General features: G+C 34.9%; 22 protein-coding genes and 2 pseudogenes. 2 read left to right on the top strand and 22 right to left on the bottom strand.

Annotated features, from left to right (window positions below):
* Window positions 1-227: 227 nt before the first annotated feature.
* Window positions 228-773, top strand: coding sequence for a DUF4352 domain-containing protein (locus KM149_RS07535; protein ID WP_214970449.1), 546 nt, complete (start codon window positions 228-230; stop codon window positions 771-773).
* Between the two features lie 788 nt (window positions 774-1,561).
* On the opposite strand, the gene KM149_RS07545 is transcribed toward KM149_RS07535, so the two are convergent.
* The 8 genes and pseudogenes from KM149_RS07545 to hflX all read right to left on the bottom strand — a co-directional run bounded on the left by KM149_RS07545 (window position 1,562) and on the right by hflX (window position 7,722).
* Window positions 1,562-1,678: a hypothetical protein gene (locus tag KM149_RS07545; RefSeq protein ID WP_103356762.1), complete on the bottom strand. Its 117-nt coding sequence runs from the start codon at window positions 1,676-1,678 to the stop codon at window positions 1,562-1,564.
* 67 nt (window positions 1,679-1,745) lie between these two features.
* Window positions 1,746-1,897, bottom strand: a pseudogene (locus KM149_RS07550) (hypothetical protein).
* Between the two features lie 369 nt (window positions 1,898-2,266).
* A pseudogene (locus tag KM149_RS12020) lies at window positions 2,267-2,454 on the bottom strand (hypothetical protein).
* A gap of 379 nt (window positions 2,455-2,833) precedes the next feature.
* Window positions 2,834-3,049 carry a hypothetical protein gene (locus tag KM149_RS07555; RefSeq protein ID WP_142380868.1) on the bottom strand — a complete coding sequence of 72 codons (216 nt, stop codon included), beginning with the start codon at window positions 3,047-3,049 and terminating at the stop codon, window positions 2,834-2,836.
* Between the two features lie 271 nt (window positions 3,050-3,320).
* Window positions 3,321-4,661: a type I glutamate--ammonia ligase gene (gene glnA / locus KM149_RS07560; protein WP_016424966.1), complete on the bottom strand. Its 1,341-nt coding sequence runs from the start codon at window positions 4,659-4,661 to the stop codon at window positions 3,321-3,323.
* A gap of 23 nt (window positions 4,662-4,684) precedes the next feature.
* Window positions 4,685-5,053 (bottom strand): MerR family transcriptional regulator, encoded by a 369-nt coding sequence (locus KM149_RS07565; protein WP_050331120.1) that lies wholly within the window; start codon window positions 5,051-5,053, stop codon window positions 4,685-4,687.
* Between the two features lie 177 nt (window positions 5,054-5,230).
* Window positions 5,231-6,475 carry a methionine gamma-lyase family protein gene (locus KM149_RS07570; protein ID WP_214970447.1) on the bottom strand — a complete coding sequence of 415 codons (1,245 nt, stop codon included), beginning with the start codon at window positions 6,473-6,475 and terminating at the stop codon, window positions 5,231-5,233.
* Between the two features lie 17 nt (window positions 6,476-6,492).
* Entirely contained in the window at window positions 6,493-7,722 is a 1,230-nt protein-coding gene (gene hflX / locus KM149_RS07575; RefSeq protein ID WP_214970443.1) for a GTPase HflX, read from the bottom strand.
* A gap of 104 nt (window positions 7,723-7,826) precedes the next feature.
* Here hflX and KM149_RS07580 point away from each other — a divergent pair, with 104 nt between their 5' ends.
* On the top strand, window positions 7,827-8,300 hold the full coding sequence (locus tag KM149_RS07580) for a glutathione peroxidase (protein WP_050331124.1): 474 nt from the start codon (window positions 7,827-7,829) through the stop codon (window positions 8,298-8,300).
* A gap of 238 nt (window positions 8,301-8,538) precedes the next feature.
* Here the strand turns inward: KM149_RS07580 and hfq are convergent, their stop codons facing one another.
* The 14 genes from hfq to KM149_RS07650 all read right to left on the bottom strand — a co-directional run bounded on the left by hfq (window position 8,539) and on the right by KM149_RS07650 (window position 24,899).
* Window positions 8,539-8,745 (bottom strand): RNA chaperone Hfq, encoded by a 207-nt coding sequence (gene hfq / locus KM149_RS07585; protein WP_016424961.1) that lies wholly within the window; start codon window positions 8,743-8,745, stop codon window positions 8,539-8,541.
* Window positions 8,738-9,694 (bottom strand): tRNA (adenosine(37)-N6)-dimethylallyltransferase MiaA, encoded by a 957-nt coding sequence (miaA, locus tag KM149_RS07590; protein WP_214970439.1) that lies wholly within the window; start codon window positions 9,692-9,694, stop codon window positions 8,738-8,740. The genes hfq and miaA overlap by 8 nt, the downstream gene beginning before the upstream one ends.
* Window positions 9,684-10,634 carry an alpha/beta hydrolase gene (locus KM149_RS07595; protein ID WP_214970437.1) on the bottom strand — a complete coding sequence of 317 codons (951 nt, stop codon included), beginning with the start codon at window positions 10,632-10,634 and terminating at the stop codon, window positions 9,684-9,686. The genes miaA and KM149_RS07595 overlap by 11 nt, the downstream gene beginning before the upstream one ends.
* Before the next feature lie 317 nt (window positions 10,635-10,951).
* Entirely contained in the window at window positions 10,952-12,622 is a 1,671-nt protein-coding gene (locus KM149_RS07600) for a glycerol-3-phosphate dehydrogenase/oxidase (RefSeq protein ID WP_165544946.1), read from the bottom strand.
* A 125-nt stretch (window positions 12,623-12,747) separates the two neighbouring features.
* Window positions 12,748-14,250, bottom strand: coding sequence for a glycerol kinase GlpK (gene glpK / locus KM149_RS07605; protein WP_060829993.1), 1,503 nt, complete (start codon window positions 14,248-14,250; stop codon window positions 12,748-12,750).
* Window positions 14,251-14,476: 226 nt separating this feature from the next.
* A complete protein-coding gene (locus KM149_RS07610; RefSeq protein WP_060829994.1) occupies window positions 14,477-15,292 on the bottom strand; it encodes an MIP/aquaporin family protein in 816 nt (271 codons plus the stop codon).
* A 288-nt stretch (window positions 15,293-15,580) separates the two neighbouring features.
* A complete protein-coding gene (locus KM149_RS07615; RefSeq protein WP_214970495.1) occupies window positions 15,581-16,639 on the bottom strand; it encodes a S66 family peptidase in 1,059 nt (352 codons plus the stop codon).
* Between the two features lie 25 nt (window positions 16,640-16,664).
* A complete protein-coding gene (locus KM149_RS07620) occupies window positions 16,665-17,198 on the bottom strand; it encodes a glycerol-3-phosphate responsive antiterminator (protein ID WP_060829996.1) in 534 nt (177 codons plus the stop codon).
* Window positions 17,199-17,220: 22 nt separating this feature from the next.
* Window positions 17,221-19,164: a DNA mismatch repair endonuclease MutL gene (gene mutL, locus KM149_RS07625; RefSeq protein WP_214970434.1), complete on the bottom strand. Its 1,944-nt coding sequence runs from the start codon at window positions 19,162-19,164 to the stop codon at window positions 17,221-17,223.
* Between the two features lie 12 nt (window positions 19,165-19,176).
* On the bottom strand, window positions 19,177-21,798 hold the full coding sequence (mutS, locus tag KM149_RS07630) for a DNA mismatch repair protein MutS (protein ID WP_214970432.1): 2,622 nt from the start codon (window positions 21,796-21,798) through the stop codon (window positions 19,177-19,179).
* A 141-nt stretch (window positions 21,799-21,939) separates the two neighbouring features.
* Window positions 21,940-22,455 (bottom strand): energy coupling factor transporter S component ThiW, encoded by a 516-nt coding sequence (gene thiW / locus KM149_RS07635; protein ID WP_165544943.1) that lies wholly within the window; start codon window positions 22,453-22,455, stop codon window positions 21,940-21,942.
* 139 nt (window positions 22,456-22,594) lie between these two features.
* Window positions 22,595-22,948, bottom strand: a complete 354-nt coding sequence (locus KM149_RS07640; protein WP_037559109.1) for a YlbF/YmcA family competence regulator — start codon at window positions 22,946-22,948, stop codon at window positions 22,595-22,597.
* A gap of 1 nt (window position 22,949) precedes the next feature.
* Window positions 22,950-24,497 carry a tRNA (N6-isopentenyl adenosine(37)-C2)-methylthiotransferase MiaB gene (gene miaB, locus KM149_RS07645; protein ID WP_241415274.1) on the bottom strand — a complete coding sequence of 516 codons (1,548 nt, stop codon included), beginning with the start codon at window positions 24,495-24,497 and terminating at the stop codon, window positions 22,950-22,952.
* A gap of 99 nt (window positions 24,498-24,596) precedes the next feature.
* The gene (locus KM149_RS07650; protein WP_016424948.1) at window positions 24,597-24,899 is read right to left on the bottom strand and encodes a thiamine-binding protein; all 303 of its coding nucleotides are present in this window, start codon (window positions 24,897-24,899) and stop codon (window positions 24,597-24,599) included.
* Window positions 24,900-25,248 lie beyond the last annotated feature (349 nt).

Raw genomic sequence — 25,248 nt, forward strand, 5'->3', positions numbered from 1 at the left:
TTATTGATATTACTAAAATTACTGTTCGTAGAAAGGCGCAACTTCTACTTTGGATTAATATTTACTTTCGGTGTCACTTTAACTATTTTGGCATCTATCTATTCTTTAGCTGATAAAATAGCAAAAATATCACCTAGTGTAGGCAGTATCGTGTCACTTTTTATAATTTCTTTTTTGTTCTTACATTTTTATTTTCTGTTGTATATTTAATATTCAATACATTCGTAATGAATAAAAAAGAAGGCAGAAGTCCAACAGCTATACAGTCTATGTTATTAAGAATAAACATCTTTTTTATCTCACCCCTTCCAATTGGGATAGATATATTAAATGGGACACAAAAAGAACAACAGCAAAGAAAAGACATTGCAAAGAAAACATACAAAGTTGGTGATTCTATTAAAGGAGATGGAGTAACTTATACTTTGGAAAGTGTAGAATACGCAGATACTTCAAGCGAATATGCTTCAGAACCTGACAACGGTGTTGCTTTAAAAGTAAACTTGAGTTTTAAAAATGAGAACGATGAGCAAGTATTAGTTGATAGCAGTGACTTTTCAATTAAAGTCAATGGAGAAAATTTTAAAGAGTGGTATGGTACAGATGATACTAATGCTGATTTTTCTCATCAACTGAAGAAAGATAATACAGCTAATGGATATATTTATTATGATGTACCTGATTCGGAAATTTATACCTTAGAACTTAATGCTATGCCTGATTTAAATCATGTAAAAGGCAAATGGAATATAAAAAAATCAGATATCAAATAAGAGTAATTTACGAGTCAGTATCTATTATTTGGCATCAGCGTTGTGGAAATTAATATAAAAAAGGAAGGAATATTTAAAATACAAAGTAATCCTAATTCATGTAACATAATATTAGAAGTTTTCAAAAGAGAACAAATTTTGATAATTTTTACCACGCTTTGAGTTAACTAACTTCTAACACAAAAAAAACAAATTGCTTAAAATTTCTATATGAAAAAGTAAATGCAAATTTCAACCCAAATTGCTCAAAACAATCAAGTCATTAAATTACTTATGGATCATGACCAAAAATAATAGGGTAGCTTATCTACCCTATTATTTTTTACTTTTTATACGTTGAAGAATGATTCTATGCCAGCACCACTCTATTAATACTGCTTCATATATTGCTCGACTTTCCCATTTATATACTAGCGAGCAATTATTCTATCCTTTGAGTTCTTCAAATTATTAGGTAAAAATTACCATGATATCAGCTTTTTTAATATATTAAAAATCTATAAACTCAACCTAATGGGATCCATAGCTACCGTAATTAATTTTTGGTCCCATACTTGATAATTATTAATCTTTAACCCCACCTAATTTTACACGTAGGGTAATTCATTAATTTTTTTCAAGTTGTTTTTGATAAGCGTAAAGTTTTCCTCAGCGACTAATGAGATGCCTCCTAACTCTCTAACACCTCTTCTTAAATCAGAAATAAGGCCTTGTGATATACCCGTATCTTTAAAAATTCTATATTCTGAAATGTCATATCTAATAGTATTTGGATCGCATCTTTAAACTTATTCATTTTTTCTCGCATTTTTTCTATCTAGATTATAAAAATGTATTTTTCTTCCGATAAACAACAATAATGGTAGGCTTAATATAAATAATGATAAATACATTTGACCTGTCATATTTGAAAACCTCCAAAATTTATTATATACTTCAAGTGTAAGGAGGAGCCAAAAGGCTCCAGATAATTTAATCTTTGTTGTTTGGCTTTCGGTCTAGGTAACCGAGATGCCACATTCTAAGTTGTTTTAATGTTCCTGGAATAGCCAGTACCGCAAATACTGGATGCTCTAGGAGCATTTTTATTATCTCTTGCATAAGGCTTTCACCTCCCTACACAAAACTTGTAAGTTGTTAATTAACTTACATATATTATTATGCTATCCTAAGGGGATGTAATCAATCTTTTCCCGTAAATTTTTACATAAAAAATACCATACCAATTCGAGTATGATTACGACTTATGAACTTTGTCTTAGATGAAGTTTTTACTCAAAAATACCCCGATACCGGAAATGGACTACTTAAAAGGGAGTGAGAGCGTAGTCGTTATGCTCAAATCATAATGTATAAAATATTGAATTTCAATCAAAATAACCATCTTTGACTAATATAAATAATCGAAATATCGTGTAATAAAATTTAACTTTGTTTTAACTTTATCAAGATAAGAAAAAACTTGTTTCAATCATTTAAAAAAGGATAGACCTTTAAAGTCTGTTCTTTTTCAGTTTTGTAATTTTTAAAGGTAAAAATATACGAACTAAAATCATAAGCAAAACAGCAAAAATAAAAGAATAAATAACAATCTTGATAATACCACTAGGCATAGGAACAAAGTACAGAATAGAAGGAACGCTAAAATACCAATTTTTAAAGAATATTTAAACCTATCCATATAATCATCCATACTGATAGCCTCATTTTACCGGCGTTAAAACATATACTCGTTCAGAATTCTATTTAGACTTAAATTATATATATGCTTTTACTAGTGTCAACATTTGATGCTGCTATAGAACCAAAGAAATTCCCTACACTTGCTCCAAGTATAACACCAGTCAATTCAGCAATTTTATTTAATAGCACCAGAACCTAATGCAACTATCTTTTTAGTATCTGAAGAAGAAAAGTACAATGTTATTTTATCTACTTCTGTTACAGTTTATTTAGTTTTACCCTACCTTAATTGATCTTTAACTTTATACTTTTTATTTCTTCTTTTGTGAATATATTTTTTAAATTATGACCTTTTTCTCAAACTCTACAATCAAATCTTAATTACTCAAATATTTAACTTTCACTTGAAAATAATCTAATTTCTCTTCAGCAAGAGCCAGAACAAAGCCAGATGAAAATGCAATATCATTTGTATCATCGTAGTACCAATTATTATCGATTGGCGTATCATAAATCACATAGCATGCTTTTAAGACGTGCGCCGAAGCTGTTGTATCCCATCCGATATTATGAGTATATCTATAATAATTCATATTTTGTCGCACAGTTTAATCTCTATTACTTACATCGTAGCACACCGTAAATTGTTGAATACTTATAAATTAACACATACACATGCCACATTTTTGTTAGAAATGAATCATAAGGCAGAAGAGAACTTTGAAAAATTTATTAATGACAGGAAGATATCTTAGTGTGGAGTTGCCCATTTTCTGCCCAACGCATCAATTTTCAGCCTATTGGGCAACTTCAAATCCCAAAAACAAAAACCCTCAAAGCCAATAGCTTCAAGGGTTCCTTCTATTAATACTGCTTCATATATTGCTCGACTTCCCATTCAGACACTTGCGTGCGATAGTAATCCCATTCAATAGATTTAGAGTTAATAAATTGATTATAAATGTGATCTCCTAATGCGTCTTTTACAATTGGATTTTCACGCATTGCTTTTAATGCAGTGTATAATGTTGAAGGTAAGTCTTCGATACCGACAGCTTCGCGCTCTTCACGATTCATTTCATAAATGTTTTGATTTACAGGCTCTGGAACTGTTAATTTGTTTTTAATACCGTCTAAGCCAGCTTGTAAAATTGTTGCTAATGCCATATATGGGTTTGCGGATGGATCTACTGATCGAATTTCAATACGTGTAGATAATCCACGAGAGCTTGGGACACGGATTAACGGTGAACGGTTTTTACCACTCCATGCAATGTAACTCGGCGCTTCGTAACCTGGTACTAAACGTTTGTAAGAGTTAACTAATGGGTTACACACTGCAGTAAATCCGCGTGCGTTTTTCAAAACACCTGCAATAAAATGACAAGCGTCTTCAGTTAATTGCATATCTCTGCTTTCATCATAAAAAGCATTTTCTTTTCCTTTAAATAATGAAACGTTAAAGTGCATACCGCTTCCGTTCACACCAAATAATGGTTTTGGCATAAATGTTGCATGTAAATTATGTTTACGTGCAATTGTTTTAACAACTAATTTAAATGTTTGGATATTATCACAAGCTGTTACTGCATCTGCATATTTAAAGTCAATTTCATGTTGTCCTGGTGCAACTTCATGGTGCGAAGCTTCAATATCAAAGCCCATGTCTTCTAATTCAAGTACGATATCACGACGACAGTTTTCACCAAGGTCTGTTGGTGCTAAGTCAAAGTAACCCCCATGGTCATTTAATTCCATTGTTGGCTCACCTTTTTCATCTAACTTGAATAAGAAAAATTCTGGTTCAGGCCCTAGGTTGAAATCTGTAAATCCAAGTTCTTCCATTTCTTTTAATACACGTTTTAAATTATTACGAGGATCCCCTGCAAATGGTTGATGATCAGTTGTATAAACATCACAGATTAAACGTGCAACTTTTCCTTGTCCTGCTGTCCATGGAAAAATCACCCAAGTGTTTAAATCAGGATATAAATACATATCTGACTCTTCAATTCGAACAAACCCCTCGATTGAAGATCCGTCAAACATCATTTCATTATCTAAAACTTTCTCTAATTGACTCACGGGTACTTCAACATTTTTAATGGTCCCTAAAATATCAGTAAATTGTAAACGTAAGTAACGTACGTTTTCTTCTTCTGCAAAGCGTCGGATGTCATCTTTAGTGAAATTTTGTTTCGGCATGGATAATTGTCCTCCAATTTTAATTATTTAAAAAATCGTGATAAGTCTCCACGGTTAAGTGGTATCGACTCGCGCTGTGGCTTTTGTGTCGTATCCACTAGCATTTGCTTTCTTAACCGTTCTTCCTCTTCGTTTAGCGCGTATGTACTTTCTGACAACATGATTTGTTTAATTCCTTTCATATTAAAGCCTTTTTCTAAAAGATGCTTAATTGAAAGTAAAGTTTCCAAATCATTCAATGAAAACAAACGCTTATTGCCTTCAGTTCGTGAAGGTTTTACAAGTTCATGTGTTTCATAATAACGAATTTGTCGTGCAGTTAATTCGGTTAGACGGCTGACAACACTCATCGGAAATACAGGCATGTTACGTCGAATTCTATCGTTGTCCATATCCAGCATCTCCTTAACTTTGAACTTGTATTAACAATAGCACATCATTTCAGGCATTTCAAAAATATGTAAGAAAACCTGACATGAAAGCGCAAAGCCTTGTCATATCAGGTAATCAGAAAAGTCAGACAATCAGTTAAATTTTCATATTTCACTTAAATTGTAAAACTTTGTATTTTAAATGGCAATTAATCCTTTTTGCATTAATGTTTTAACAGCACGAATGACTGCGATTTTGACGTGTTCGTATGTGAGGCCACCTTGAACATAAGCTTCGTATGGTGGACGAATTGGTCCATCTGCTGACAATTCAATAGATGAGCCTTGTACAAAAGTGCCAGCAGCCATTATCACGTCGTCTTCATACCCCGGCATATAACTAGGTTCCGGACTAAAATGGGCATTAATAGGTGAAGCATGTTGAATACTTTGACAAAATTGGATCATCTGTTCAGGTGTATCAAATGACACAGTCTGAATTAAATCCGTACGCTGCACATCATATCGAGGCGTCGTACGCATATTGAGACGCTCTAATAACAAACTTGTAAATAGCGCACCTTTAAGACTTTGACTGACAACATGGGGACTCATAAAAAAGCCTTGATACATTTCTTGTAATGCATATAATGAAGCACCCGCTTCCTTCCCAATTCCAGGGGCAGTTAATCTATAACCACAGCGTTCTACTAAGTCTCGTCGTCCAGCAATATAGCCGCCAATTTTCGCGAGGCCTCCTCCTGGATTTTTAATTAAAGAGCCTGCGATTAAATCTGCACCCACTTCGATAGGCTCTTTGGTTTCTACAAATTCCCCGTAACAATTATCGACAAAAACGATAATATGAGGGTGTTCTTTTTTTATACTTTGAATCGCACGACCTATTTCATCAACGCTTATAGAGGGTCTTTGACTATATCCTTTAGAACGTTGAATCGCAATCACTTTTGTTGTTTCGTTAATTGCTTGTAAAACACGATCAACATCAATTTGATCTTCTTTTAAATCAACCTCTTGGTAATGGATACCATATTCTTTTAAACTCTCAATGCCATTTCCGTTTTCACCGATGACTTCGAGCAATGTGTCATACGGTTTGCCTGTTATATACATTAAACTGTCTCCAGGCTTTAACATACTTTGTAAAGCAACAGTAATCGCATGGGTCCCTGAAATTAACTGTGGGCGCACGAGTGCATCTTCAGCCTTGAAAGTATGCGCATAAACCGCTTCTAAATGATCACGACCAAAATCATCATAGCCGTATCCCGTAGACCCTAATAAATCTGATTCAGTGATTTTTACATGATGAAATGCATCAAGGACACGTGCTTGATTTTCAAGTGCACGTGCTTCGATTTCTTTAAAATATGGGGTTATTATTGTTTCTACTTCATTAATCAATAGTTCTAATTGCTTCATTTTTCTGCTTCTTTCTATTATTTTTTATAACCTTCTATAAGATACTCGTTTGTTGTTTCGTCAAATTCTAATTTCGTAACTAATGTGTGTTGTTTTAAGTAATATAACGTATCAGCTTCATGACTCTCTATGCGTCTTTCATAAAAATGAAGTTGATTCTGAATTGCTTCTATTAATATGTCTTTCACCACTTGAATATCATCGTGATTTTTAGCGGATACAAAAACAGAGGGCTGTTCCACAATTGGCTCTATGCCTTCATGCAAGTCCTTTTTGTTAAAAATAACCACTTGCGGAATTTCAGCCATATCTAACTCTTTAATAATTTCATTGACAGTATCATATTGAATTTTATATTCTTTATGGCTCGCATCCACCACATGGATTAACAAATCTGCACCGCTTGCTTCTTCTAGTGTGGATTTAAAAGCTTCAATTAACGTTGTGGGTAATTTTTGAATAAAACCAACTGTGTCTGAAATGACCAACTCGAAGCCATCATTAATTTTAAGACGTCGTGATTTCGGATCTAGCGTTGCAAATAGTAAATCGCGCTCATAAGTTTCTGCATGGGTCAACGTGTTAAACCACGAAGATTTCCCTGCGTTCGTATAACCAATGAGTGCAACTTGGAAAGATTGGTTCTCTTCTCTTTGATGACGATAACGTGCACGATGTGCTTCGACTTCTTTTAATTTACGTTTAATTTCATTCATACGTGTACGTATATGACGACGATCAGTTTCTAGTTTTGTCTCACCCGGTCCCCGTGTACCTATACCGCCACCTAAGCGAGATAAACTTTTTCCATGTCCCATTAAGCGAGGCAAAAGATAATTAAGTTGTGCATATTCTACTTGTAATTTACCTTCTTTACTTTTCGCTCTCAAAGCGAAAATTTCAAGAATCAATTGTGTACGGTCAATAATCTTAATGCCTAAATATTCATTTAAATGTTTAGATTGTGCTGTCGTTAATTCGTCATTAGCCACAAGGACATCTATTTCTTGGGATTCGACAAAAGCTTGTATCTCATCTAATATTCCTTTACCAACATAATATTTATGATCCACTTGATTTTTATTTTGTGTGACTTCACCTTTCACCTCAAGATCACATGTATACGCCAGTGCATGTAATTCTCTCATCGTACTGTCAAAATCATAATCTGATTGGTAAACATCTACACCAATTAAAAGTGCTTTTTCTTTAACTTTTTTGGTAGAATGGAGTTCATTTTTTTGCATTACATCACCATTTTCTTTAAACATATCATCACGTATTCTAACATAGTGTTTCAATTAAGACTATGTTGAATAATTATGTTATATTTTTATTAGAGGTGAGGACAATGCATTTATATGATATAGAAGTCACAAAAATCGATGGAACAAATTACCCTTTATCTGAGTATAAAGGCGATGTTTTATTGATTGTAAATACTGCAAGTGAGTGTGGTCTAACACCACAATTTGAAGGTTTACAAAAGTTGTATGATACTTATCATGAAAAAGGATTTACGATTCTTGGTTTCCCATGTAATCAATTTGGAAAACAAGAACCGGGTAGCGGGGAAGAAGCAGCGACAAACTGCCAACTAAACTATGGCGTTACTTTTCCAATGCATGAAAAAATTGAAGTTAACGGCGAAAATGCCCATCCACTTTTCAACTATCTCAAATCACAACAAAAAGGTGTATTTGGAGATAAAATTAAGTGGAATTTCACGAAGTTCTTAGTTGATCGCGAAGGAAATGTGGTTAAGCGCTTTTCACCACAAAAGACACCAGAAAGTATTACAAAAGAAATTGAAAATGTTTTATAAATTAAACATCACCCTTTCATATTACTAGTGAAAGCGGTGATGTTTTTATATTTAATGATTTAAAATTGAAGTACACCCTATAAATGAACAGATCAATCAAGGATGATAGTAGAGATGTATGCTAAATACACCAATCTATTCAATATGATTGCGTATTGAAAAGATGGTCATCATATGGTCAACCTTTCAGATTGCACATTTAACATGCATCCCCACTCCGCCATTGTGGATTAATAAATTAGTTTGTGCCTTCTAAGAAAGTACTAATCGCATGTTTGTAAATTAAATGGTGACGTCCTTGAGAGAGTATATCAATTACATATTGGTCAAAATCAACAATTGTACCACGTAATTGGAAACCATTCGTTAAAAATACTGTGAGTTCCTTACCCTCGTTTTTAAAAGTTTCTAGGTACTCATCTTGAATGTTGCGTTTCTCAATCATGTTCATTTCTCCTTTTATTTATTAGGGTTTTGAGCTCAGATAACATTGAAGTAAGTGACATCTTCTCTCTATCTAACCAATGAACATTAAGTTTGTTTTTAAACCAAGTCATTTGCCTTTTTGCGTAATTACGTGAATGCTGTTTAAGTTGATCCACGGCTTCGTTAAGTTCTATTTCATTATGAACTACCGGTATGATTTCTTTGTAGCCGATAGCTTGCATACTTTGACACGATTCATAACCTAATTCAATAAGTTCTTGCACTTCATCCAATAAACCATGAGACAACATTATGTCTACGCGTTTATTTATTCTTGCATATAATGTATCGCGCGACATTTCTATCCCTATTAATAATGTATCATAATTTTCAGTCAATTGGGTACTTTTCTTTCGATTACTTAAAACTTTTTTTGTAGTTAAATAGTAAGAGATTGCACGTTCTACTCTTTGACGATTGTTCGGATGGATATCAGCGTATGATTGAGGGTCAAATGTTCCTAAGTATTCATGGATCGCTTCATTTGAATATGATTGGAGTTCTGCCATTTTTTTCTGAACTTTTTCTGCAACCTCTGAAGATACTTCTTCTTTGTCAAATTGATAATCATATATTACAGATTGAATATAAAGACCTGTGCCCCCAACAATGATAGGTGTTTTCCCTCGATTTGTAATATCCGTTATGAGTGTACGTGCCTGTTGCTGAAAATCATATGCAGAATATGTTTGGTCTGGATTTAAAATATTAATTAAGTGATGCGGGATGCCTTGCATTTCAGACTCTGTCACTTTTGCGGTACCAATGTCCATACCACGATAAACTTGCATTGAGTCACCACTAATGACTTCCCCATCAATTTCTTTCGCAAGTTCCACACCTAATTCAGTTTTACCACTCGCAGTTGGACCTACGATTACTACAATGAAAGGTTTCTTACCTATCACTGAGTTCACCTACTTTTCTTTTTTTAATAATCTGTCGACTCATCCATTCTAACATATGCTTCCAAACTGTCTCTTTATCAATTTCAAACAGCACTTCATGTCGTTTGTTTTTATATAATTGAACAGTGATGTGTTCAATACCACCTTTTTTTAATAACTTACCTAAGTTTCTGATCGCATTTCCAAAATCACCAAATGGATCATCTTTTCCTGAAACTAACAAAATTGGTAATTGTGGATTCATCTTTTCAATGTTTTTAATACGTGCTGTTTGCATCATTGTATTAACAACACTATAAATCAATTGATTAGATACGAGAAAGCCTGAATATGGATCTGCGATATAAGCATCCACTTCACTTTCATTTGAACTAATCCAATCGCTTTCAGTACGCAGTGGCTTAAATGTTTTATTAAAGCTATTCGTCATCACATTGTTGAGCCACTTCATACGGCGTTTTTTACCACAAATTAATGTAATACATTTTAATAATGGTACAATAGTGAATCTATAAAATGATGGAAACAAGCCTGTACCACTTAATATGAGTCCTTGACAGTCATTAGGGTAGATTTGCACATACTGACGTGCAATAATTGAACCCATTGAATGACCAAGTACAATCAAAGGTAACGTATCATCAAATTGTGCTTTCAATGTCGTTTGTACTTCATGTGCATCTTTAACCACTTGTATCATTGAATCATAATGGCCTCTTTCACTATCAATATCAATACCATGACCTCTATGGTTATGTCGAATCACATGATAGCCTTGCTGGTTTAATTTTTCAACAAGCGCATTGTACCTTTCTAAATGTTCTGCCATTCCGTGGAAAATATGCACAACACCAACGGCCTCACAATCCGTTCGATCTACTTTTACTTCTAATATTGTGCCGTCTGTAACTGCTATTTTCATAGCTTCTGATTTAACCATTGTTATCCACCTTTCCGCATCTCTTCACTTAATTCAACTTTACCACAACATCGGAATAAACACACACGAATTAAAATTAAACTGCATACTATAAATTGAGGATACCTTTCACTTGTCACCAAGAAACTATCAAGTGAAAATTTTAACTTCTTCAAAATCATCGTCTACAAAATGTATAAAATAGGTGCTTGTTTGGATAAGGTGAAATACGCGGATAAAGTGGAAATCACTGATTTATTTGATGATAAAAATAAAAAGTAACACAAGCTAAAAACAACTTGTGTTACTTCATATCTCATAAATTGCTTACTAATGTCTTATTTTTCAGCAGGTTGGTGTTGACCATGTCTTGCTTCTTGGATCGCTTTATCTAATTCAGCATGGTAAGTTGCTTTAGTATTTGCATCGTAACCTAATAAGTCAGCTAACACATCGACAACAATATCTTTATATTCTAATACACGATTAATATCAAAGTATAATGCACCCGTACGACGTACAAGGAAGTCTGTTGGTTTTACAACTAATTCATTTTGAACGCTATATACAAGTTCTACATATAATTCTAATGGTAAACCTGTTGTTTGATGTTGTGCAGCTTGCGCAATCGCAAATAAATCATCAACGTTAGAACCATATTTTGAAGCTAAGTGACGTGCTAATTTTTCATCTAAATTGAATGCTTTCGCAGCTTGTACTTTTTCTTCAACGAATTTATGGAAGTTTGCACTACCACCAACATCCCCACCAGAAATTGGAATGTATTTTGTATCAACTTTATTGAATTTCAATTTATATTCTTGTTTTAATCGTTTTTCAACTAAGTTTACAATTTCTAATGCCATATGACGGTAACCTGTTAATTTACCACCAGCGATTGTTAATAATCCTGATTTACCTTCCCAAACTTCGTCTTTTCGTGAAATTTCAGAAGGGTCTTTACCTTCTTCTAAAATTAACGGACGAATACCTGCCCATGTAGACTCGATATCTTCATCTTTAATTTGAACAGTCGGGAACATATAATTAATGGCATCAATTAAATAATCTCTATCTTCTTGGTTAACAAGTGGTGTTGATTTTTCATTATCATAGAATGTATCAGTTGTACCAACATAAGCTTTGCCTTCACGAGGAATAGCAAAAATCATACGACCGTCTTTTTCTGTATCAAAATAAACGGCTTGACGTAATGGGAATTTTGATTGATCGATAACAACGTGCACACCTTTTGTTAAACGCAATTGTTTGTTGTTTTTAGAGTAGTCTGCGCTACGTACTTCATCTACCCATGGACCTGTTGCATTAACGACTTTTTTACCTTTAATTTTAAAAGTATCATTCGCTAAGCGATCGATCACTGTTACACCATTTACTTTTTCATTGTTATCATATAAGAAGTTGTTTACTTTCGCATAGTTTAAAATATCTGCACCTTGCTCAGCTGCCTTTTTCATCACTTCGATTGTTAAACGGGCGTCATCTGTACGGTATTCAACGTAGTAACCGCCACCTTTAAGGCCGTCTTGTTTAACTAATGGTTCTTTGTCAGTAGTTTCTTGTACAGTTAACATTTTTTTTCGTTCTGATTTTTTAACACCAGCAAGGCGATCATACATACCTAAACCGATTGAAGTTGAAAACTTACCAAATGTACCACCTTTATGCATTGGTAATAACATCCACTCAGGTGTAGTGACATGTGGACCATTTTCGTAAACGATTGCACGTTCTTTACCAGTTTCAGCAACAACGCCGACTTGGAATTGTTTCAAGTAACGTAAACCACCATGAACCAATTTAGTAGAACGAGAGCTTGTACCTTGTGCAAAGTCTTGCATTTCAACTAAAGCGACTTTCATACCTCTTGCACTTGCATCTAATGCGATACCTGCGCCAGTGATACCCCCACCGACAACAACTAAATCATATTCCTCATTTTTCATTTTGTTCTTTACTGAATCACGTTTAAAAGTTGATAAACTCATATATTCCGCCTCCTAATATCATAAAAAAAGAGAGACTTCTCCCACAGCTTAAATAAAGTTGTACGAACGACGTCTCTCACAATCTCGTATGATGCTATTAACTTAACTACAGTATATCACACCACTTATTCTTCGTCTAATTTGAAAACTTGAGTGGCTTCAACTGCTTTTTTCCAGCCTTTATATAAACGACTGCTTTCTTTTTCATCCATCGCTGGTTCAAAGGATTTTTCGAGTTTCCATTGACGACTAATTTCTGATTTATCTTTCCAGAATCCTGTAGCAATACCAGCTAAGTATGCTGCACCTAGTGCAGTTGTTTCATTTATTTCTGGTCGTTCAACATTGATATTTACTAAATCTGCTTGGAACTGCATTAAGAAGTTATTTTTAACTGCGCCACCATCAACACGTAAATTGTTAACATCAATGCCGGAGTCTTGTGCCATCGCTTCTATTACGTCACGTGTTTGATAACATAAAGACTCTAAAGTTGCTCGAATAAAGTGTTCTTTTTCTGTTCCTCTCGTAATACCAAAAATCGCACCACGTGCTTCAGAATCCCAATAAGGTGTACCTAAACCTACAAATGCAGGTACAACATAGACACCTTCTGTAGAATCAACACGTTTAGCATAATCTTCTGATTGAGGAGCAGAGTTAATCATTCGGAGACCATCTCTTAACCATTGAATGGCTGAACCTGATACGAAAATTGAACCTTCTAATGCGTAATTAACTTTACCATCAATTCCATAAGCAATCGTTGTTAACAATCCATTATCAGATACAACTGCTTCCTCACCTGTATTCATAAGCATGAAACCACCTGTGCCGTAAGTGTTTTTCACATCACCGCGTTCGAAACATGCTTGTCCGAATAGAGCAGCCTGTTGGTCACCCGCAATACCAGCAATCGGTACTTTTTGACCAAAGAAGTGATAATCAATTGTTTCGCAATACACTTCACTTGATGGTTTTACTTCAGGTAACATTGCTTTTGGTACATCTAAAATTTCAAGCAATTCGTCATCCCATTGTAAATCATGGATGTTATACATTAATGTACGACTTGCATTGGAATAGTCTGTTACATGCGTTCTACCACCAGAAAGTTTCCAAACTAACCATGAATCAATTGTTCCGAACAAAACATCGCCTTTTTCAGCTTTTTCACGTGCACCTTCAACTTTATCAAGTATCCATTTGACTTTAGTTCCTGAAAAATAAGGGTCTAATAATAAACCAGTTTTGTTTCTAAACGTTTCTTCATGACCAGCGTTCTTTAATTCATCACAAATATGTTGTGTTTGACGTGACTGCCAAACAATCGCATTGTAGATTGGACGGCCTGTGTTTTTATCCCAAACGACAGTTGTTTCACGTTGGTTTGTGATACCAATCCCTTTAATTTGTGATGCCGATACATTATTTTCGTTTAAAACAGATGCCATCACTGATAAAACTGATGTCCAAATTTCGTTGGCATCATGCTCTACCCATCCGCCTTTAGGAAAATGTTGTTTAAACTCACGCTGTGCTACGCCTGCGATTTCCCCATTTTCGTTAAATAAGATTGCTCTAGAACTTGTTGTCCCCTGATCAATCGATAAGATATAGTTTCCCATAACATAGTCTCCTCTCAACTCTTCACTGATATTAACTTGTAAAGTATTACGATAAGGTTATTATAACCTAAAATGCTGTTATAAGATGTCAAATACAGCTCATAGGCACTAAAAAACAACAATACGTCATCACCATGTTATTAATGCCTCTATGATCACAACGTATTGTAAAGTTTTGCGTGCCTTACTTTAACATTCATACTTATGACAAAAACAGTAATATGAATTATATTTTAGCAATCTCATCCTGTGGCAATTTTTTATTTAATGCCACACCAAGTAATAATGTTAAAACTAATACAATAATCGTTACAATTGTCCAAACATCAAATGCGCCTTTAAAAATCAAGCGATATACAACCGTACCTAACATACCACCAACCATTGGTCCTAATACAGGTACAATCGCATAACCCCAACCACTGCCACCTTTGCCATGGATTGGTAAAATAGCATGCGCGATACGTGGCCCTAAGTCACGAGCAGGATTAATTGCATATCCTGTTGTACCACCTAAGCTGACACCAATCGCTACAATCAAAGCACCAACGATTAATGGATTTAATCCTTCAGAGAACTTATTTGCCCCGATGAATAAAAGACCTGAAGTTAAAACTGCAGTACCTATAATCTCTGAAATAAAGTTTGCAGTATAGTTTTTAAGCGCTGGCGCAGTTGAAAAGACGCCTAATTTTGTTGCTTTATCTTCAGTTGCACGCCAATGTGGTAAATACATTAACCATGTCAATACACCACCTAAAATACCCCCTAGCATTTGCGCAATGATGTATCCAGGCACTTGTGACCATGGGAAATCACCATTCATTGCAAATGCAAGTGTCACTGCTGGGTTAAGATGTGCATTTGAAAATTGACCAACGGCATAGACACCTAGCGTCACACCAAGTCCCCATCCAATAGCAATGACAATCCAGTCGGCACCATTACCGTTCGTTTTTTTCAAATTGACGTTGGCACATACACCACCACCCATGAGTAGAAGTAATGCAGTACCGAAAAATTCAGCTAAATAAACATTCATGCTTTTTCCTCCCTTTATTGAAAAAGAGACTTCCTTTCGCATAATAAAAATACGCCAACAGAAGTCTCTCAATCTCTCATAATTTATCAACTTGACTTAATATTACAGTTTGATGTAAGCGTTGTCAACCATTATTTTAAACGCTTTCATAAATAAATGAAAATTTAATTTTAGTGAAAATGAATTAACTATCTATTTAATTGTTTTTTTAAATCTAAATAACCATCACTTTAAAGATAAAATGTTTTAAAAACTGCTATCAAACGAATATTGAGCGCCTGATCATTATTACTCTTTTTGACGTTTCTCACGTGCCTCTTTTTCACTTACAGCCGCTTCATCAATACTAAATGTTAAAGGAGATGTACTTATTGATGCTTTTACACCATATGGAATCGTACATTTAGGTTCATTGTGACCAAAACTAGCGTTACCGATGACCGGTAAATCCTCTTGCTTAAACTCTTTTAAAATGCTTTGAATAATTTGGTGATATTCATTTTGATATATTCCATTTTGAGGACGTCCCAATATAATCCCTTTAATACGATCAAAAATGCCTATATATCCAAATGAACGAAAAGTATCTTCAAAAGCCCACGGTTCAATATTAACTTCAGAGTTTTCTAAAAACAAAATTTTGCCGTCAAACTGTTCAAGTATTGGAAAATACTGTGAACCTCTGAGGTGGTCTAATGATTCAAAACAACCGCCGATAAGTTCTCCAGAAACGTTACCCTCGCCGTTTACTAATATGTAACTTTCATTTTTCTTTGTTTCACGCGCGATATTTTTATTTTCTTCATCCCATCTCAAACCAAAAATCCGCACATAATCCGATGTGATCAACTTTCCAAATGGCTCCGCTTTAGAAACGACATCAAACATATGATCAAGTGTAAAGTCATCAAGCGCTACATTTTCTGCAAAGTCCGTGAGCAGCGCTGGACCATAAAAGCTAACGATTCCTAATTGGTTTAAATGCAAATGAAGTGGTGTGATATCTGAGTAACCTATAAAAATCTTAGGATGCGCTTGAATGATTTCATCATCTAAGTATGGGATAATTCTTGCTGATTCTTTACCCCCAATCGTACAAAGTATGGCTTTTACTTCTGGATCTTTAAACGCCGATGTCAGTGTCTCTGCACGTTCTTTTGGATGATTATAGTTCCATTCAATCGTGTTAAGCGCTTGTTCCATAACTTTAACGTGATAACCTAAATTTTTGATATTCTCTATACCTTGTTGTGTACGCCATTGAATATTCGGCTCACCAGCAAGGCCAGAAGACGGGGAAACAATCGCAATTGTATCCCCTTTTTGTAACTTCTCTGGTTTTTTCATCATTTAAATCCCCTTTATTTTTTACTTACCATAATGATGCGTCACTTGTTGTCACATAGGCAGCACCACTATTAATGGCGTTTTCAACTTCTTCCTCTGTGTTAATCAAACCTCCCGCTATTACCGTTGTACCTGTTTTCTCGTGTATTTCTTGTATCACTTTATCTGCGATACCGGGTAAGACTTCAACATAATCTGGCTCGATACGTTGAATGAGATCGATACTTCTCTGTAAAGCGTGACTATCAATAACAAATACTCTAAAAATCGTAACGACACCAAGCGCTTTTGCCTTTTTAATCACTTTAGTTTTAGTTGATACAATCCCTTTAGGTTTATAAGTTTGAATAATATATTCACAAGCAAACTCATCATGACTCATCCCTTTAATGAGATCGATGTGCATAAAAGGTTGTAGTTCATGCTCTTTAATTAATTGCGTCATGCCTTTCAAATGACCAATATGCGTATCAAGTATGACACATTTTTTATAATCTGTTTTAAACAATCTTTCTAAATCTCTCATCGAACGAATTGCTGGTAAAATATGTTTTTTCATAACATTCTCCCTCTTCATCGTATTATTGAATTCTCTTAAACAGACGCTCTAATTCATAATTACTAAAGTTGATAATCACAGGTCTTCCATGCGGGCATGTAAATGGATCTTCCATTTCCCCTAATTGTTGGATTAAATCTGCCATCTCATTTATTTTTAAATAATGATTGGCTTTAATCGATTTTTTACAACTCATCATTATCGCAGCTTCTTCTCTAAACTTTGCAATATCAATCTTCTTGTGTTGAATCACATATTCGATAATATCTTTAATGATTTCTTCAACTTGCTCACTTGGGAACCAAACCGGATAACTATTCACAATATAATCATATCCACCAAAAGGTTCTAAAAAGATGCCTGCCTCTTTTAATGTATCACGATATTGCTCAATAATTAACTGTTCATCTTTTGAAAAGTTAAATGTAATTGGAATGAGCAGGTTTTGGTTTTCATTTTCCACTTCTCCAATTTTATCTCTAAAATACTCGTATTTTATACGTTCTTGAGCAGCATGTTGATCAATTAAATACATGCCTTGATCATTTTGGGCAATAATATATGTGCCATGTACTTGTCCTACAACTTCCATATAAGGCACACGTCTTTTAGGTTTTTGAGGTTTGTTATGAGGTCGTGCATCATCTTGACTTTGAGTTGATGGCTCAGTGAACAAGGGACGCGCCACATCTTGATGACGATCAAGTTCATTTAAAATCGCTTTTTGTTCCACTTCAAAATTGTCATCAGAATGTATTGAATGATTGGCTGATGACGGTTCGTTTGAAGTTGAAAAGTACTCCGCTTCCTCTTGAACCTCGAAATCTGGTTGCGACGGTTGTACGTCGTCTTTATCTGTTGTTGTTTCATGCTTCTCATGTTGGTGCGCTTGCTGATCAAAAGCTATTTTTTGTTGCTCAAATTGTTCAAGAACCTTTTTAGGTGCGTATTTTTGTTTCAAATCATTTTGAGGTATGAGTACCTTATCTTTAAAAGCCTCACGTATTTTATTCACAATGAGATCAAATAACTGATCCTCTTTAGATAATCGCACTTCCAATTTCGTAGGGTGAACATTCACGTCGACTAAAATGGGATCCATTTCAATATTAATATAAACAATTGGATATCGACCGATCATCATTAATGTATGATAACCTTCTTGAACAGCTTTATTTAATAGAAAGTTTTTAATATATCTACCGTTGATAAATATAGACATATAATGCCGATTACTTCTTGAGTGCTCAGGTTTTGCTACGTAACCTGAAATACGATAGTCACTTGTTTCACCTTCAATATGCACTAAATCACGTGCCACTTTCATTCCGTATATTTCTGCCATCACTTCGTTTGTACGTCCCGAGCCATTCGTTTGGAGAACGGTTTTACCATCATTTTTAAGCGAAAGACGGATATGTGGGTGACTCATCGCCATTCGATTCACAATATCTGTAATTTTTCCTAATTCCGTGTAAAGACTTTTAATATATTTTAATCTTGCAGGCGTGTTATAAAATAGTGAATCTACACGAATGTCTGTACCTTTACGCGCTTTAGCTGGTTTTTCTTTCAGTATGGCACCTTCTTCAGCATACACTTCGTAACCATCAATACCATCCGTAGACGTTTGTAATGTGACTTTTGCAACTGAAGCAATACTCGCGAGTGCTTCGCCACGGAAACCTAATGTTCTAATATGGAATAAATCATCATCTTCTTGTAATTTACTTGTTGCATGTCGATGAAATACAAGTCCCAAATCATCTGCTAATATACCCGAACCATTATCAACAACTCGAATAGAAGATACACCTGACTCTAAAACTTCAATATTAATTTCAGTTGCACCTGCATCGATACTGTTTTCTAATAATTCTTTCACAACAGAGCTCGGACGTTCCACTACTTCACCTGCAGCAATTTTATTCGCTAAAGACGTTTGTAGCGTTTTTATTCTTCCCATCAATTTCACCCTCTACTGTAATCTATTTTGAAGTTCACTTAGCTTAACTAATGCTTCAATTGGGGTCATTTGTGATAAATTCATCTGTTTAATTTCAAGTTCAACTTCACTATTTTGTGTTTCTGATTCAAATAAATCGAAAACAGGCTGTTCGAATTGGGGCTTTGTATCTGAATGTTGCGCTGATGTTGCTTGTTTAGGTGTTTCAAGACTGTGGTTTGTGAATTCAGCCATTTTTTCAGCATTTGCTTCTGAGTTAATCGCGGCTTGTTCTTTCGCTTCAAATGCATCTAAAATGACTTGCGCACGGTCAATCACCTGTTTAGGTAACTCGGCTAATTGTGCAACTTGAATGCCGTAACTATTAGCAACAGCCCCATCTTTAACTTTGTGCAAGAAGATAAGCTCACCTTGATATTCATCTGCAGCGACATGCACATTCTTTAAGCTTGGAAGTGCTTGTTCCAATTCTGTCAGTTCATGATAGTGCGTTGAAAATAAAGTTTTCGCTTGAGATGTTTCCGCAACATATTCAATCATAGCTTGAGCTAACGCAAGACCGTCATAAGTTGAAGTACCTCTACCGATTTCATCAAATATAATTAAGCTATCTGGTGTGGCATATTTGAGTGCTTTTTGTGCCTCTAACATTTCAACCATGAACGTGCTTTTCCCAGATACAAGATCATCTGCAGCACCAATTCTTGTGAAAATCTGATCGAAAATAGGGAGTACAGCAGATTCACAAGGTACAAAAGCCCCCATTTGTGCCATAATACTTATAATCGCCACTTGACGCATGTATGTTGATTTACCTGACATATTAGGTCCTGTAATTAAGTAGATAAATTGTGATTGATTTAATTCACAATCATTTGGTACATAATCATTATAATCCATCACACGCTCAACAACAGGATGACGTGAATCTTTTAATACTAATGTTTTGTCTGTGCTGAATTGTGGTCGGACATAATTATATTGTTGCGCTATCTCTGCAAAACTTTGCAAGCAATCAATTTCAGATATAATTTTAGCTTGTTGTTGCAAGCGTTCTGTATATGTTTTTACTTTTTCACGAAGCGCTACGAACAATTGATATTCGAGCTCTATTGCTTTATCTTGAGCACCCAAAATCACAGCTTCTTTTTCTTTTAATTCATCCGTAATAAATCTTTCAGCATTGGATAATGTTTGTTTTCGTTCATAGCCAAATTCAGCTGGATCAAATTGCGTCAAATTGGCACGTGTAATTTCAATATAGTAACCAAACACTTTATTAAAGCTTATTTTCAAAGATTTAATCCCCGTTCGCTCACGTTCTTTCGCTTGTAATTTAGCTAACCACTGTTTTCCATTTTTTGAAGCATCTAAATATTGATCTAATTCTTCGTTAAATCCTGATTTAAAAAGGCCACCTTCTTTGACAGATAGTGGAGGTTCATTCACTAAACTATCCTCTAACAATTGTAAAAGGTCATCTAAGGGTTCTAACGCATTAAAATGTGCGATCGCTTCATGTTCAATGGTTTGTAAGAGTGTTTTTATAGAAGGAATCTGTGCAATCGAATGCTTGAGTTGTATTAAATCTTTTGCGTTCACATTTCCAAAACTTACTCGACCGACTAATCGTTCGATATCGTAAACTTCTGTTAAATAGTTGCGCAAAGTGTCTCTCTCGATAAAATATTGTAAAAATTGATCGACGGCATCATGGCGCTTTGTTATTTCATTTCGTTGAATAAGGGGGCGATCAATCCATTGTTTCAACCGTCTTGCCCCCATAGGTGTTTTGGTCTTATCCATTAGCCAAAGCAATGTGCCTTTTTTTGATTTAAGTCGAATACTTTCAGTTAATTCGAGATTTCTTTTAGCATAAAAATCCATTTTCATATAATCTAACGCTTGGTATTCAATCACATTCTCAATATGCGACATATCTCTTTTTTGCGTATCAAATATATAATCTAATAACACCTGCACTGCCTGAAACATGCTTGGATCGGACAACTGATTAACGGCATAATGTGTATCCGAAATACGTTCAACAACTGTAACTGTTTCTGTAATCATGCTAAATTGACGTTTAAGTGTCTCTGATAACGGTTGTGTGACAACAATTTCGTTAGGTTGAATGGTCGTCACTTCATTTACAAGTGTGCTTTCATCTTCAAAGTGTGTCACTTTTAACTCACCAGTCGAAACATCACAATAACTGAGCCCATAGCCATCTTCATTATGGATAAAGCTTAAAATATAGTTGTTACGTGTATCCTCCACGCCACCTTTTTCCATCACTGTACCTGGTGTAATCACTCGTACAACTTCTCTTTTAACCATGCCTTTGACTTGTCTTGGATCTTCCATTTGTTCACATATGGCCACTTTAAAACCATTTTGTATTAAAGTTTCTATATAACTATCCGCAGAATGATATGGGACACCTGCCATAGGAATAGGATTTTCTTTTTTAGCATCACGTTTCGTTAACGTGATTTCAAGGACGCGAGAAGCAGTAATTGCATCATCATAAAACATCTCATAAAAATCACCAAGTCGAAAAAAGAGCAACGCATCTTGATGTTGCGCCTTAATATTTAAATATTGTTTCATCATTGGTGTAACATTTGCCATATACTTTCACAATCCTTTTGTACAAAATTTTCTATATTTCATTTACTTTTTGAAGGTATTTTATGTATGCGATTTAAATATGTATCAAGGCTGAGAGTATAAACTTCTGTTTAAACCCCCAGCCCCTCAATGATTTAATAATTATTTTAATCTTCTTTTATTTTTATCTAACTTTAAGTATGCTAATAAACCTCGTCGCTTAAGTACAAGTAAAAGAATGTAACTAATACTTGCACCAATCAAACTCGATGTAATAAATGCAGCCATTAACGGTTTAATAAGAAAATGATCTAAGTGGAGTATCCACGCAATTGGAATACAGAACAAACTCCCAATAATGCCTGTACCAATCACTTCTCCTATCGCCGCAACAAATAAGTGCCGATTTACATAATAAAACAAGCTCGCTAGCAAAACGCCAATCATACTCCCAGGAAACGCAAACGGCGTACCTGTTCCAAACAATACACGAATGATTGAAGAAAGGAACGCTTGGGCCAGCCCATACCACGGTCCAACTAAAACAACGCTTAAAACATTGATAAAGTGCTGCACTGGCGCTGCTTTAATCGGACCAATGGGGATGACAATCACTGAACTCAACACTACATTAACGGCTATAAATAATGCAGTCAGTGTCAATTTACGTGTATTCACACATATCACTCTCCACCACGGTTGAAACAATTATGTGCTCTACCATATTTTTAGAATAGAAACTCAATTTTACTTTAAAAAGCTATGTCCTCATTCACAACTTCTCATTTAGTTACACAATGTTAAACGTCTAGAAATCTCAGTCATCAGTTGAACTTTCAATTCGCGTTGATATTGTGTCTACAACGAGATGGAGCAACTCATTTGCCTCTTGCTGTGCTGTTCTAAATTCATTGACAATAGGAATATCATCTATTGTCGTTCTGATTTGATCTATCTTTGCTTCAGAACGTGCATAGGCATTCGGCTTATTATAGTTCTGTAGATTTACAGATTGCTTTTGATTCTGTTTCAACTCTGACATGTGTTGTGCAATCTGTTCATTTTGATGAATTTGTGTTTCAATGCGTCTATAATCTTGAATCGTATCTAAAGATTGAAATGCCTGACCCAATGCTTTAGCAGCTTCCAAAATCGACTCTTTTGAATACATCTTATGGTGTCACCACAGCTGCTTCACTGACACCTACAAATTCACCATTAAGTGAGAATTGTTTTGCTTCAACAATCTTAACATCTACAATTTTACCGATAACTGATTTAGGTGCTCGGAAGTTAACGAGTTTATTTTTTTCTGTATAACCTGCTAATACTTCATCATCTTTTTTACTTGCGCCTTCACATAATACACGAACAGTTTGTCCCTCATAAGCCGCTAGCGTACGTGAAGAATAATCGCTTACTAAACGATTCAAACGTTGTAAACGTGCTTTTTTCACTTCATTTGGTACATTATCCTTCATTTTAGCAGCAGGTGTACCGTCACGTTGAGAATAAATATATGTGTAAGCATGCTCAAAACCAACCGCTTCATATAAGGATAAAGTTTCTTCAAATTGTGCTTCTGTTTCATTTGGATAACCTACGATAATATCTGTTGTAAGCGCAACATCTGGAATGGCAGCCTTAATTCTATCCACTAAATCTAAATAACTTTCTCTTGTATATTTACGCCCCATAATTTTCAATACGTCATTATTACCAGATTGAACAGGTAAATGGATATGCGGCACGATATTTCCGCCTTCAGCAATGACTTCTATCATACGATCTGTAAAGTCCCAAGGATGACTTGTTGTAAAACGGACACGCGGGATATCTATTTTCGAAATATCAGCCATTAAATCACCTAAACCATAAGTGATACCTTCTAAATCTTTACCGTAAGCATTCACGTTTTGACCTAATAACGTAATTTCTTGATAACCTTGACGTGCTAAATCACATACTTCTTCAATGATGTCTTCTGGACGTCGACTACGTTCTTTTCCTCGTGTAAATGGCACGATACAGTATGTACAGAACTTGTCACATCCATACATGATATTGACCCATGCTTTAATTTTGCCGTCTCTTACTTTAGGAAGGTTTTCGATAACGTCGCCTTCTTTTGACCATACTTCCACAACCATTGCTTTAGAAAGATAGGCTTCTTCCAAAATTTGAGGTAAACGATGAATGTTATGTGTTCCAAAAATCATATCCACATTTTGATATGATTTCAAAATTTTATTTACCACAGACTCTTCTTGTGACATACAGCCACACACACCGATTAAACAATCTGGGCGTTCTTGTTTAATGTGTTTTAGATTCCCAATTTCTCCAAACACTTTATTTTCAGCATTTTCTCTAATCGCACATGTGTTCAATAGAATGACGTCTGCCAAATTGATATCCTCAGTAGGTGTATAACCTAAGGCAGTAAAAATTCCCGCCATTACCTCTGTATCATGAGCGTTCATTTGGCAACCATATGTTTTAATTAGGAAAGTGCGTCCTTTCCCCATACCGCGATACTTTTCATCGATTTGAAAATCACGATTATATTGAACTGATTCTTTTCCACGCTTTTTGGCTTCTTTTAAGCTTGGCGGTTGATAAACATGCTCAAAATCAAAATATTTACTATAATCTTTTTCTTTATTATTACGTTGTGCTAAAACATCAATCGTCCCAGCTTTTCTTTGTTCTTCGTTCACATACAAAACCCTTTCTGCCCATATATCATTAGTTCATTATATTAAAATTCTAGACAAAGTGCAAAATGATATTTTTCGAAGTCAATATAAATCGTTACACTATTTTTCAGTATCGTCATATTTACCAGTTAGTGTTTCAATACTGATGCCTTCAGGAACGTGATAAAACTTTATTTGATGAATAACACTAGGTGCTTCTAATTCAACCATCCGATCATTCATTTTTTGGATCAAAATAAGCAAGGCATTCATATCGCCTTCGACATTTGTTTCTAATGCACCAACACGATATTTCAACCCGGATGCCTCAATCACTTTAATTGCTTCATCAACAAAAGGAATGACATCCTCTCCGTGAGGTGTCTGCGGAATGATTTGTATACTCATCAATGTATCAACCAATGACAAAACCTCCTCTTTTTTTATATTATACCTGATTACAATTAAAATAAAAAATATCCCTAAGTTTGTGGTGAAAATCAACCTGCACTCAAAATACATTTTATAGCCTAGTCTTGATTGTAGCCTTTTAATAAACGTGCTCTTTACTAATCAACAATTTTTTCAGCAAACTTTTAGATTTTTAAATAACAAAGCGTTTCTAGTCATCTTGATAAGCGTGTTCAACCCTTAATGATGAAATTGAATCTTTATACTTATACTTTAATTGAAAAAAACAAAAAAGAGCCTGGGACATAAATCCCAAAATAATAGCGTAGAGATGATTCATGATCGAATCACCTCTACGCTG

It is taken from the genome of Staphylococcus coagulans, assembly GCF_022557135.1.
Lineage (GTDB): Bacteria > Bacillota > Bacilli > Staphylococcales > Staphylococcaceae > Staphylococcus > Staphylococcus coagulans.